The organism is Povalibacter sp. (genome assembly GCF_036520495.1).
In the GTDB taxonomy this organism is placed as follows: domain Bacteria; phylum Pseudomonadota; class Gammaproteobacteria; order Steroidobacterales; family Steroidobacteraceae; genus Steroidobacter.
The window spans coordinates 38,535-51,003 of the sequence record NZ_DATDJO010000061.1 but is presented as its reverse complement, the minus strand read 5'-3'; the positions used below and the strand labels follow the sequence as shown (position 1 = coordinate 51,003).

Genomic DNA, 12,469 nt, shown 5'->3' with positions numbered 1-12,469 from the left:
CCTCATGAAACGAACTCCCTTTGCCATTGCACTGGTGACGGCGTGGGTGCTGATCCTCGCCGCACTCGGCTGGTACGTGCAGAAGGATCTGGTGATCGGCACCGACCTGCGCCTGTTCCTGCCGAGCGCATCGACGCCCGAACAGCGCCTGCTGCTGGATGAGATCGGCGAAGGCCCCGCCTCACGAACGCTGGTGGCAGCGATCGACGGCGACACTCCGGAAGCGCTGGCGGATGCGTCGCGCGAACTCGTCGCGGCCCTGAGCGACAGTGAGAACTTTCGTGTCGTCAGCAACGGCGATGTGTCCTTCGATGTCATTCCCGATGAACTGCTGGCGTATCGCTACCTGCTGACACCGACGCTGGACACGCAGGCGTTCGATACGGCCTATCTGCGGCGACAACTCGATGATCGCGCGCGCGATCTCGCCTCTCCCGCCGCAGGCATGCTGGAGCCCATCCTGTCGCGCGACCCGACGCTGGAAATCCTGACCCTGCTGCAGACCTGGCAGCCGCTGCGCGAACCGAATCGACTCTACGATGTGTGGTTCGATACTGCCGGGACGCGTGCATTGCTGATCGCCGAAACCACTGCACCGGCGTTCGATCCCGATCGGCAACGCGCCGCGATCGAGGAAATGCAGCAGGCCTTCGCAGCGATCCGCACCAACGAGAATATGCACCTGATCATCAGCGGACCGGGCGCATTCTCCGTCCTGATGGAACACCGCACGCGCAGCGAGGCGCAAGCGCTGGGCACGGCGGCGACGATAGGCATGATCGTGCTGCTGTTCATTGCGTACAGGCGCCTCGGGAGTGTGGTGCTGAGCGCTTTGCCACTGCTCACTGCGGGCATCGCAGGCCTGCTGTCTGTGAGCCTGCTGTTCGATGCCGTGCATGGCATCACGCTGGCCTTTGGCTTCACGCTGATCGGCGTGGCGCAGGACTATCCGCTGCACTTGCTGAGTCACGCGCGGCCTGAACGATCGCCGCTGCAATCGGTGCGCGAACTGTGGCCGACGCTGATGACAGGCGTGGCGAGTACTTGTATCGCCTACGCGACATTCCTCTTCTCGGGCGTCGTCGGGCTGTCGCAGCTTGCCTGCTTCACCGTCGCCGCACTGGTCGCCGCTGGATTGACGACGCGATTCCTGCTGCCGCGACTCATCGGGGAATCAAGCCGGGACTTCGGAGCGTCACCCTTCCTCGGCCGGCTGTGGAGCAGGATCGCCAGCCTGCCGCGCCCTCGCAGCATCGCTGCCGCCCTCGCCGTCGCGGCCAGCGCCGTCATCCTGTTCGCGCCCGGGCCGATGTGGGAAAACGATCTCAGCAAGTTGTCTCCGGTGCCGCCGGATCTGTTGATGCGCGATCAGGAACTGCGCTCGCACCTCGGCACGCCGGACCTGCGTTACCTGCTGGTGGTCGAAGCCAGCGATGACGCCGCGGCGCTGCAGCGACTGGAAGATCTGCAACCGGCATTGCTCGATCTCACGCAACGTGGCGTTATCGCTGGCTTCGACGATGCGAGCCGCTATATCCCGACGGCACAGCGACAACTCGATCGACAGCAGCACTTGCCAGGTGATGCCGAGCTGCGGGCGTCATTGGCGCAGGCCGTGACCGGCACGCCATTCCATCCGGACGCCTTCGAAGACTTCGTTCGTGACGTTGCGCGGGCACGCGAGCTGCCGCCACTGACGCCACAGGCGCTGCGCGATTCACCGCTCGGCGCGGTGCTCGATCTGCTGCTGTCGCACCGTGGCGAGCGTACGCTGGCGCTGGTGACGTTCGCCGGCGTGAATGACCCGGACGCGCTGCATGAACTCAGTCGTGACGGCGCGGTGCTGCTGGATCTCAAGTCGGCGTCGGAATCGCTGGTGGCGCAGCAACGCACGCACTTGCTGTGGAGTCTGGTGATCGCTGCCGTGCTGCTGGTCGCCGTGATTGCCTTCTCGCTGCGGCGGATCGGTCGGGTCGTCCGCGTACTCGCACCGATGGCGCTCACGACATTGATCATCCTGGCGGCGCTGCATGGCGCGGGCGTGCCGCTGACCCTGTTCCACCTGATTGCACTCATCCTGGCGGCTGGCCTGGGTCTCGACTATGCGCTGTTCTTCGAACACGCCGCCGAGGATCCACAGGAGCAGCGCCGCACACTGCACGCCGTGCTGGTCTGCTCGATCTCGACACTGATGGTGTTCGCGCTGCTGGCGCTGTCCGACCTGCCCGTGCTGCGTGCGATCGGACTGACGGTGACGATCGGGGTGGTGTGCAACTTCGTACTCGCGCTGCTGCTTACCCGGGAGACCCGCTCATGAGCGCCCTCGCCGCGCTCATCCCGCACCAGGCAGACATGTGCCTGCTGGAACGGGTGATCGAGTGGAACGACGAATCGATCCATCTGGAAACGACGACACATCGCTCATTGCAGAATCCCCTGCGCTCGGGTGACGAACTGCACGCCGTGCATCTCTGCGAATACGGCGCACAGGCCATGGCGGTGCATGGCGCACTGCAGGCGCAGGCGCGGGGCTCAACGGCGGCTCCGGGGATGCTGGTCTCGCTGCGAGCCGTCGAATTTCATTGCGACCGCATCGACGATCTGCCCGGCCCGCTGCACATCCAGGCGCAGTGCCTGCAGGCGAGCGCGGCCAGTCAGCAGTACTCGTTCACGGTATCGCATGCGGGCACGCTGCTCGCGCAAGGTCGGGCAGCGGTGGTGCTGGGAGAAACACCGGCGGCCTGACCAGCCGCCGATCCACTCAGGCGACGCGCTTGAACAGCAACTGTTCGCCGAGCGCTTCACGCAGCAGCGCGCGCAGCGCGCTGGCATCGACATCGCAATGCGCGGTGGCGCGCGCGACGACCTCACCAGCCAGTCGGTCGAGCAGCCGCGTGTGTTCGCGAATACGCTCACGGAACTGCGCTTCGCTCAGCTCATCGCGCAAGCCGCGATTCAGTTCCGCCAGCCACGGATGCGATGCCTGATCGAACATGGCGGGTTTGTTGACGATGGGATCGCGCTGCGCCCACTCGCGCATGAAATCCTGCATCGCCACGTTCAGTGCACGCGCGTGATTCAATTCATTCGACAGTTCGCCGATGCTGGCGAGATCCGTGAGACGCCGCTGGAAGAACAGCTGGCAGAGGATTCCCCAGTAGTACGCGTAGTCCCAGATGATCTTCACGGACATGACTTCGGGATGACCGAAGATCGGGTATTGATTCGTGTACAGCGCCAGCGTGCTCTCGTAGAACGAGAAGTACAGCTGCTGATACAGCTGCGCGCGCCCGTCGATACGTTCGCCGCGTCGCTCGCGACTGATCAGATCCGCGATGTAGGTATTGGAGATGCCGATGAAATCGCTGCCCGGCGAATAGAACGGATCGAGGAACACGCCCGCCTCGCCGGTGAGCGCCCAGCGGTCGGCGCCGGAAAATACCTGGCGGCAGCCGTGCGAGAAGTTGCGCAGGAACAGAAAGTCCTGCACCAAGTGCCGGCGGCTCTCGACTTCGCGCGCCAGCCGCGGTTGATGGCGTTGCAGCCAGCCGATCGCGCGGTCGAGCGTATTCATGGTCGATAGCGGATGCATCCTGGCGTCGCAGACAATGCCGATGGAATGCGAGCCCGACGCGAGCGGAATCAGCCAGGCCCAGTAGCCGGGACCGCACAGATGATTCGTCGACAGCCAGCGCTCCGGGGGATCGCAGCGTTGCAGCCAGTCGCGGTCGCCTGACCACTCATCGATATCGATCTTCTCCGAGATGCGGAACCACACGGCATTGGCGTCGTGGGCATTGTCCTGCGCGAGTTCGAGCTTGCGCTTGACCAGGCCGGCGCGACCCGAGGCGTCGACGAGCCAGCGACAGGATGCTTGCGTCTCTACCCCGCCGGTCGCGTAGACCACCGTATGCGTACCGCCACCCGCGCCGATGTCGAGTCCTCGCACCGTCGTTGCATCGACAAATCGCACACCGAGCTCGCGCGCCTTTTCGCCGAGGAAATTCTCGAAGATGCCGCGATCCACCTGGTAGGCCGGCGTCGCCAGAAATTTACTCGCGCCGAGCTCCACGACCTGGTCGACATCTTCGCGGCCGTCGGAATAGAAGAAGCGCAGGCCGAATTTCTTCAGCTGCTGCTGCTGCATGTGATCGACCAGTCCCAGCACGGTATCGAAGTAATGCGCGCCGATCTCGACGGTGGATTCGCCCACCTTGTGCGCGGCCGGGGGCACGGGATGCGCGCGCCGCTCGAGCACGAGCACTTGCAGCGAGCTGTCCATCTGCATGAGCTGGATGGACAGCGTCAATCCGGCGAGGCCGCCGCCGAGAATGATCACGTCGTATTGCGGTTGATCGGGCATCGTTGATCCTGTCAGTCGAATGTGACGTCGAGTCCGGCGCGCTCGCCAAGCTGCAGACGCAGGCCTGGACGTTGCAGCGCGAGCGCCTCGAAGAACGGCAGGCAGGGCGCGAGGGCGTTCTGCGCAATCAGCGCTGCGGCTGGAGAGTTGGCTGGCGTCGCCCCGGGCTGCTCGTCGATGCGAAGCCGCATGCGCGTCGCGGTCGCAGCGCCGCATGGCGCCAGCACGAGCGCCGCGCCGAGAAGTCCCTTGCTGGGCGCAATCGTAGCCAGCGGCCCTTTCGCCTCGATATCGAATGCGACGTACAGCACGGGTCGTCCGTCGCAGGCCACTTGCGTAACGGCCTCCAGCAGGCCGGCGGCAAAGGTATGACGAAAGGCGCTCAATGCCGTGTAGGTCGCGAAGCTGCCGGTGCCGATGCTCCAGTAACCAGCCGCCGCGTTGTGCACGGAGTTGTGAAACTTCACCGGAGAGATGAGCGTCGGCGTGTCGACCAGGGTCGCACACATGTAGTCGCTGATGGCGAGATCGCCGTGCGTCGAGGCGAACACCGACGCGAGTTCTGCCGGTGAGCGCTGCGCCGCATTGCAAGCCCTGGCCGCGACTTCCAGCGCGATGGCCACCGTGTCCGGTGCGCGGCGGCGTTCGGTCGGTGCGAGCAACGTCGGCGCGGGACGCGGTGCGGCCGCGTCAGGTGCCGCAGCTTCGCCACGGATGACTGCACGCGCCACGTCCCAGCCGGGCAGGCGCGAACTCCAGAACGCCACGCCTTCGATGACGACTGCAGGAAGCGCCATGGTCATCGACTCACCGCATCTTCACGCGCGAATGCGAGCACGCAGTTGCTGCCGCCGAAGCCGAACGAAAAACTCAGCGCCGTACGACAATTCTGCGTGACATTGTCGCGACGGACCTGCGGCCCGCACGCCGGGTCGAGCATCTGCGCATTCAGTGTGCCCGGCAGCAGCGAGTGTTCCAGCGCCAGCAGGCAGATCGCGGCTTCGACGATGCCCGCCGCGCCAAGCGTGTGGCCCATCCATCCCTTGGTCGAACTTGCCACGGTCGTCGCCGGAAACAGATCCTTCACGACCATCGCTTCGACTTCGTCGTTCTTCAGGCTCGCGGTGCCATGCAGGTTGATGTAATCGACATCGGCGGGTGTGATGCCTGCGCGCTCCAGCGTCGCCGTGACCGCGGCGCGCGCGCCGAGCCCCTGCGGATGCGGTGTCGACATGTGATGGGCATCGCTCGATTCGCCGTAGCCGATCAACCACGCCCCGTGTGCCGCCTCGCGTTCGAGCAACGCGAAGCCCGCCGCTTCGCCGAGATTGATGCCGCGGCGCGCGACGTCGAAGGGACGACACGGTTCCGGCGACACCAGCTCCAGTGAATTGAAGCCGAACAGCACGCTGCCGCACAGCGTGTCGACGCCACCGACCACGGCCGCATCGGCCAGGCCAAGCCGGATGAGGCGCTCGGCCTGGGCGAACACCTTGGCGCTCGACGAACAGGCCGTGGCGACCGTGACGCTGACACCTGTCAGCCCGAGCGCGTGCTGCACGAAATCGCCGATGGAATGCGGCGTATGAATGATGGGCCGGCGCAGATCGGCGGGGTACGCGCCATCGGCGTCCAACCGGGTGTATGCCTCTTCGCTCGCACCGATGCTCGAGGTCGATGTGCCCATCACGACGGCCACGCGTGCGGGGCCGTAGCGATCACGAGCTGCAAGTGCGGCTTCGCGGAAGCCGTCGGTCGTCAAGCCGCGCCAGGCGAGCCGGTTGTTGCGGCAATCCCATTGCGTCAATGCATCCGGCAGCACGGAGTCTTCGAGGCCCGCGACCCGCCCGATCCAGGTGTCGATGGGAGTTGCGCCGAAATCGTTGGGGCGCAGTCCGCTGCGCCGGGCGCGCAATGCCTCGAGGGTTTGCTCACGTCCGTCGCCCGCAGCGGTGCACAGCGTGTATGCAGAGACGCGCAGCGGTGGAATGGACATGGCAATCAGGCGCGGATCATGGGCGGCGGCGCGACGATCGCATCAGCCCTTGGTCTTGCTCGTTTCGATATGCGCCGCCAGCGAGCGCAGCGAACTGAAAATGCGGACATTGTTCTCGTCGTCCGAGCGCAGCTGGAAGCCGTAGCGCTTGGAAATCTCCAGCGCGAGTTCGAGCGCGTCGATCGAGTCCAGCCCGAGGCCGGTCTTGAACAGCGGCGCTTCCGGATCGATGGACCCGGGCTCAACGCCTTCGAGATTGAGCGCGTTGACGATGAGTTCGGCGAGTTGATGCTCGCGGTCGGACTGTGCTGCGGCCATGAAACAAACCGGTTCGATTCAGGAGGATCGTTGCGGGGATTGCAGGCGTGGTGCCGCGTCCGCGGGCGCGGAGTGTATCATTCACGCACAATTTCAGCGCCTTCGCGTCGTCGTACCGCAGCAGCGTGTGGGCGCAGGCCTGCAACCATCTTTTGCCTGAGATTTGCCTGAGACCGCACCTTGTCCGAGCGACATCCCTGCACTGCCGAATCGCTGCGCGATCGGGCGCCTGACCAACACGACCAGCCCTCCAGAATCCGTATCGACTACGCCCGGACCGGCGATTCGGTCGGACCGGTGCTCGCGGTCATCAGCTTTGGGACGTCTGAACTGCCCGGCCATGCCAGGGCTGACCCGGACACATTGCATATACACGTGGCGCTGGAGCCGCAGCACCAGATCCATGAGCGACTGGAACTCTGGCACGCGAACGGCGCGATAACGAGCGGTCGGGATGGGCTGGTGCGGTATACCCGCGACGCCGACCGGATCATGGCGATCCTCGAATGCGATGAACGCGAGTACGGCGGCATCGAGGCCACCAGTGAACTCGTGTACCGGGAAATGCGGCGTTTCCAGGAGCACTGCGGCTATCCGCATTTGCTGCGCGTCTGGAACTACTTCGACGCGATCAACGCGGGCGAAGGCGACCTGGAGCGCTACCGTCAGTTCTGCACGGGCCGCACCCGGGGCCTCGGCGATGCGTCGGAGGATCGGTTTCCGGCGGCCAGCGCCATCGGTACGCAGTCGTCGACCCAGCGCCTGCAGGTTTACTGGCTGGCCGCGCGGCACGCCGGCCTGCGCGTGGAAAATCCGCGTCAGGTCAGCGCATTTCGCTATCCGCGCGATTACGGGCCCACCCCGCCCACGTTCGCCCGCGCCATGAAAGTCGGTACGGACACGCTGTTGATTTCCGGGACCGCGAGCATCGTCGGACACGCCTCGCAACATCATGGCGATGCACTGGCCCAGATCGACGAGACGATCCGCAATATCGAGGTATTGCAGGCGCAGGCAGGACTACCCGCGGGCGGCAAGGCGTCGGTCAAGATCTACGTGCGCCACGAGCTGCAGCTATCGGAGATCGAAGCGCGCATTCGCCGCGTATGGCCCGACAGCCAGCTGCTGGTTCTGGCAGCCGACATCTGTCGCAGCGAATTGCTGCTCGAGATCGAAGGCGTCGTCACGGTGTAACTGCGCCGTTCACGGCGTGCGCAACGCCCGCAGCAGCGCCTCGCGCGGCAGCTTTCCCAGTTCATTGCGCGGCAGCGCCTCGACCATGCGGATCGGCCGCGGCAGGAACGCGGGATCCACGGCGCTCGCCAGGTGTGCAGCAATCTGCGCGCCCGACAGCCCGGGCGCGACCACCAGGGCCGCCAGTCGCCGGATGCGCGCCACCGACTCATCGCCCGGCTGAAAGACGACCGCGTCTTTCACCCCTTCGATGGCCAACACGCGTCGGGTGATATCGGCGAGCGATGCGCGCTTGCCTGCCACTTCGACCATGTCGGAGCTTCTGGCACGCACCTGGAAGCGACCGCCAGGGCGAACCTCGAGCACGTCCTGCAGCAGCGTCGGCGCCGCGAACCAGGGTGCGTCGACCAGCGTGCCGTCATCGATGCGCTGCAGACTCACGCCTGCATAGGGCTGCCAGGAGCTGTCGCGCGCCGTCCGTCGCGCGGCCAGCACACAGGTCTCTGTCGAGCCGAACATCTCCAGCAGTTCGCCGCCCAGCTTGCGCTCCACCGCATCGGCCAGCGCAGCATCGAGCGGCGCGGTGGCCGACACGATCAGATCGACGGCAGGAAATAGCTGCGGGGATTCGACGATCGCGCGCAAATGCACCGGCGTGCTGACCAGTATTCGCGGTCCCGGCACCTGTTCCAGCGCCTGCGCGATATCCGCGGGAAACAGCGGACGTGCCGAATGCACGGCCATCTCCCCCAGCAGCGGCAGCAGGATGCTGAGCTCCATGCCGTACATGTGCTGCGGCGGCACGGTGGCAACGAGCCATGCATGCGCCTGGGGCGCCAGCGATAACGCCGCGCGAATGGCCGACGCATTGCAAGCGGTGCTCCCATTGACGCTGCGCCAGTGTTTCGGAAAGCGCTTCGGCGCTGCGCTGCTGCCCGACGTGAAACCGATCATGCACACGTGGTTCGCCGCGACTTCGTCATTCGCAGCCGGTTGCGGCGCGGATGCCGACAGAGCCTGCATCACCTGCGCGTCGTCACAGCGATAACTGCGGGGATGATCGCGTTCGACTTCCCGGACGATCTGTTCGGTACGCGTCGGCGGCAACAGCACCGTGTGTCCCAGCGATTGCGCCGCCGCATAGGCCACGAGGAAGTGATAGCGGTCGTCGCAAAGATTCACCATCGCATCACCGACGGTCAGTCGCTGTGCCAGCGAACTCACGTGTCGGGTGAATTCACTGAGCGCGATGATGCGATCGTCATGCCAGGCAATCGGACGATCGCCTGTGTGCGACTGCCACAGCGGCAGTCTGTCGGGTGCAGGCACGGAGTCGACCATGCTCAGCCGCCGGGCCAGCGCCGGAAAATCAACGACGTGTTGACCCCGCCGAAGGCGAAGTTGTTGCTCATGACACAGTCGACGTGCAATGCGCGACCTTCGCCTACGACGTAGTCGAGCTCGCCGCACTCGGGATCGATGTTGTCGAGATTGAGCGTCGGCGCGAACCAGCCGTCCTTCATCATCTCGATGCTGAACCAGGCTTCCAGCGCGCCGCAGGCGCCGAGCGTGTGACCGAGATAGCTCTTCTGCGAACTGATCGGCATGCGCGCACCGAACAGCGCCGACGTGGCGCGCGTCTCGGCGACGTCGCCCTGCTGAGTCGCTGTGCCGTGACCATTCACGTAACCGATCGCATCCGGCTCGAGCGCCGCGTCCTTGAGCGCCAGCTCCATGGCGCCGCGCATGGTCGCCTCTTGCGGACGGGTCACGTGCACGCCATCGGAATTCGTGCCGAAGCCGACGAGTTCGGCGTGGATGCGTGCGCCGCGACGCTGCGCATGCTCGAGTTCTTCCAGGATCAGGATGCCAGCGCCTTCGCCGATGACCAGACCGTCGCGATCGCGGTCGTAGGGGCGTGGCGTCGCCTGCGGCGCGTCATTGCGGCGACTGGTGGCGAACAGTGTGTCGAAGGCCATCGCCTCCGCCGGACTCAGTTCCTCGGAGCCGCCGCAGATCATGATGTCCTGCTGTCCGTTCTTGATCGACTCGTAAGCGAAACCGATCCCCTGACTGCCCGAGGTACAGGCGCTCGACGTCGGGATGATCCGGCCGCGCGCGCCGAAGAAGATGCCGATGTTGGCCGCCGTGGTGTGCGGCATCAGGCGCACGTAGGAGTTGGCGTTGAGCGCCCGCGAGTTGTCGTTGAGATAGAACTCGGCGAAGTCTGCGATATCGAGCGTGCTGCCGATCGAGGATCCGCACGACACGCCGGCCGCACCCGATGTGATCACCGGATCGCCGAGCAGGCCCGCATCCTTCAGCGCGTTCTCCGCGGCGTGCACAGCGAACTGCGCCACCCGGCCCATGCTGCGCAACTGCTTGCGGGTCCAGTGCAACGGCGGCCGATAGCCTTCCATTGCACCACCCAGACGCGTATTCATGTCGGTGTGGCGATCCCACTCGCGCATGACGCGAATGGCGTTGCGGCGCGCGCGTAGTCCGGCCCGGATCGAGGCCCAGTCCTGGCCCAGACCGCAGACACCGCCGACACCGGTGACCGCCACACGGCGCATCAACACAGCCCGCCGTTCACGGCGATGACCTGTCGCGTGACATAGGCCGCGCCGGCGGACAACAGGAAACCCACGACGCTCGCCACTTCCTCGGGGGTTCCGGCGCGCTGCATCGGAATGGCTTTGAGGATTTCTTCCAGCGGCACGTGCTCATCGAGCATGTCGGTTGATATGAGGCCCGGCGCCACGCAGTTGACGGTGATCCGGCGCTTTGCCAGCTCGATGGCGAGCGCCTTGGTCGCGCCGATGATGCCGGCCTTGGCGGCGCTGTAATTCACCTGACCGCGATTGCCGATGAGCCCGGACACAGAAGCGAGCGTGACGATGCGGCCCGGTGCGCGTCGCCGCACCATCGGCATGACCAACGGCTGCAGCACGTTGTAGAACGCATCGAGATTCGTGCGCAGCACACCGTCCCATTGATCTTCCGTCATGGCCGGGAAAGCCGCATCGGCATGCATGCCGGCATTGCAGACCACGCCGTAATAGGCGCCGTGACGCTCGACATCCTCGTTCAGCACCCGCGCGCAGGCCGCGCGATCGGCTACATCGAACTGCACCACGCGCGACTGTCGTCCGAGCTGGACGATCTCGGCAGCGACTGCATCGGCATCCTCGCGACGCGAACGGCAATGCACGACGACATCGAAGCCGTCAGCTGCGGCGCGCAGTGCAATCGCGCGGCCGATGCCGCGACTCGAGCCGGTGATGAGGATCGTGGAAGCCATAGCGTACGAGATCGGGTTATCGGGCCATCAGCCGGCCGCTCTCGCGCACAGCTGCGCCACCATGTCGAGCCGGCGTTCGGGCTGGGCGACGAACGGATTGCTTTCATCCCAGGCATAACCTGCAAGGATCGAGCAGATCATGCGACGGATTTCCGGCGTCTGGGTTTTGGCGAACATGATGTCCTGAAAGCGGCCGTCGTACCACGCACTTACGTACGCCCGGAACGTATCGACGCCTTTGCGCAGCGGCGCCTCGAACTCACTTTGCCAGTCGATGCCTTCGCCGCGCAGCTGGCGATCCAGCAATCCTGCGGCCATGCTGGCGGAGCGCATTGCGATGGTGACACCGGACGAGAACACCGGATCGAGAAACTCCGCGGCATTGCCCAGCAACGCGAATCCGGGCCCGTGCATGGTCGTGACGTTGGCGGCGTAGCCGCCAAGTTCGCGCGCCGGTGTATCCCAGAGCGCATCCTCGAGGACACGCGTCAGGAACGGCTCCTCGGCCACGATCCGCCGCAGGCGCTCATCGGGATTCGAAGGATAGCCGGCAAAGAATTCCCTGCTCGCCACGACGCCGATCGAGCAGCGGTTCGGGAAGGGAATCAACCAGAACCAGACGTCCTTGTGGCGCGGGTGTACGACGATCTGGATCTTGTTGCGATCGAAGGCGCCGGCGGCGGCGCGATCCTCGACGTGCGTGAAGACGGCGTTGCGCACCGGAAAGGTGGAAGGTGTTTCCAGTCCCAGCAGCCTGGGCAGCGTGCGGGCGAAGCCGCTCGCATCCAGGACGAACCGGGGCGTGATGTCGAACTGCGTGCCTGCGGTATCACAGGCAGTCACCTGCGGCGTTGCCCCCGACAGATCGATGCCGGTCACGCGGACTTCATAGCGGATCTCCACGCCCTGCTTCTCGGCCTCGTCGGCCAGCAGTTTGTCGAACGGCGCGCGCTGCACCTCGTACGTGGACGGCCGGCCCGGTGTGAAGCGCTGGCTGAAGTCGAAGTCGCCGTATTCCTCGCCGCGAATGAACGCGGCCCCACTCTTGAACTGGAATCCTGCCGCATCGACCGCCGGCAACATGCCGGCCTCTTCGACGAAATCCAGGCAATGCACCAGCAGGCTCTCGCCGATGGAAAAGCGTGGAAAGCGCTGACCTTCCAGCACCAGCACCTTCCAGCCGCGACGCTTGAGCAATGCGCTCGCGATGGCGCCAGAAGGGCCTGCGCCGATCACCAGTACATCAGGAGACGCAGTGGGTAACGAGGTGGAGGACATGCGGGGACTGCCTGAC

10 protein-coding genes and 1 pseudogene are annotated in these 12,469 nt (G+C 65.3%); 3 read left to right on the top strand and 8 right to left on the bottom strand.

The genetic code is table 11. The features are described 5' to 3' along the window. Positions 1–4 precede the first annotated feature (4 nt). Together VIZ63_RS20745 and VIZ63_RS20740 are read left to right on the top strand one after the other, a co-directional pair. Positions 5–2,351, top strand: a pseudogene (locus VIZ63_RS20745) (MMPL family transporter); the annotation flags it as partial. Then, entirely contained in the window at positions 2,314–2,745 is a 432-nt protein-coding gene (locus VIZ63_RS20740; RefSeq protein ID WP_331611690.1) for a hypothetical protein, read from the top strand. The pseudogene VIZ63_RS20745 and the gene VIZ63_RS20740, both read left to right, overlap by 38 nt. 16 nt (positions 2,746–2,761) lie before the next feature. On the opposite strand, the gene VIZ63_RS20735 is transcribed toward VIZ63_RS20740, so the two are convergent. From VIZ63_RS20735 to VIZ63_RS20720, 4 genes are read right to left on the bottom strand one after another with little or no spacing between them, the layout of a single operon-like run. After that, a complete protein-coding gene (locus tag VIZ63_RS20735) occupies positions 2,762–4,363 on the bottom strand; it encodes an NAD(P)/FAD-dependent oxidoreductase (protein WP_331611689.1) in 1,602 nt (533 codons plus the stop codon). Between the two features lie 11 nt (positions 4,364–4,374). Then, the gene (locus VIZ63_RS20730; RefSeq protein WP_331611688.1) at positions 4,375–5,160 is read right to left on the bottom strand and encodes a beta-ketoacyl synthase chain length factor; all 786 of its coding nucleotides are present in this window, start codon (positions 5,158–5,160) and stop codon (positions 4,375–4,377) included. Positions 5,161–5,162: 2 nt separating this feature from the next. Beyond that, entirely contained in the window at positions 5,163–6,359 is a 1,197-nt protein-coding gene (locus tag VIZ63_RS20725) for a beta-ketoacyl-[acyl-carrier-protein] synthase family protein (RefSeq protein WP_331611687.1), read from the bottom strand. Between the two features lie 42 nt (positions 6,360–6,401). Next, on the bottom strand, positions 6,402–6,677 hold the full coding sequence (locus VIZ63_RS20720; protein WP_331611686.1) for a phosphopantetheine-binding protein: 276 nt from the start codon (positions 6,675–6,677) through the stop codon (positions 6,402–6,404). A gap of 180 nt (positions 6,678–6,857) precedes the next feature. Between VIZ63_RS20720 and VIZ63_RS20715 the strand changes: the two genes are divergently transcribed. Next, positions 6,858–7,871 carry a hypothetical protein gene (locus VIZ63_RS20715; protein WP_331611685.1) on the top strand — a complete coding sequence of 338 codons (1,014 nt, stop codon included), beginning with the start codon at positions 6,858–6,860 and terminating at the stop codon, positions 7,869–7,871. A 9-nt stretch (positions 7,872–7,880) separates the two neighbouring features. Here VIZ63_RS20715 and VIZ63_RS20710 read toward each other — a convergent pair whose 3' ends face one another. The 4 genes from VIZ63_RS20710 to VIZ63_RS20695 are packed head-to-tail and all read right to left on the bottom strand — an operon-like array spanning position 7,881 to position 12,453. After that, positions 7,881–9,212 (bottom strand): AMP-binding protein, encoded by a 1,332-nt coding sequence (locus VIZ63_RS20710; RefSeq protein WP_331611684.1) that lies wholly within the window; start codon positions 9,210–9,212, stop codon positions 7,881–7,883. Between the two features lie 2 nt (positions 9,213–9,214). Next, positions 9,215–10,447 (bottom strand): beta-ketoacyl-ACP synthase, encoded by a 1,233-nt coding sequence (locus VIZ63_RS20705; RefSeq protein WP_331611683.1) that lies wholly within the window; start codon positions 10,445–10,447, stop codon positions 9,215–9,217. Further along, positions 10,447–11,175, bottom strand: a complete 729-nt coding sequence (gene fabG, locus VIZ63_RS20700) for a 3-oxoacyl-ACP reductase FabG (protein ID WP_331611682.1) — start codon at positions 11,173–11,175, stop codon at positions 10,447–10,449. The genes VIZ63_RS20705 and fabG overlap by 1 nt, the downstream gene beginning before the upstream one ends. A gap of 27 nt (positions 11,176–11,202) precedes the next feature. Beyond that, positions 11,203–12,453: an NAD(P)/FAD-dependent oxidoreductase gene (locus VIZ63_RS20695; RefSeq protein ID WP_331611681.1), complete on the bottom strand. Its 1,251-nt coding sequence runs from the start codon at positions 12,451–12,453 to the stop codon at positions 11,203–11,205. Between the last annotated feature and the right edge of the window lie 16 nt (positions 12,454–12,469).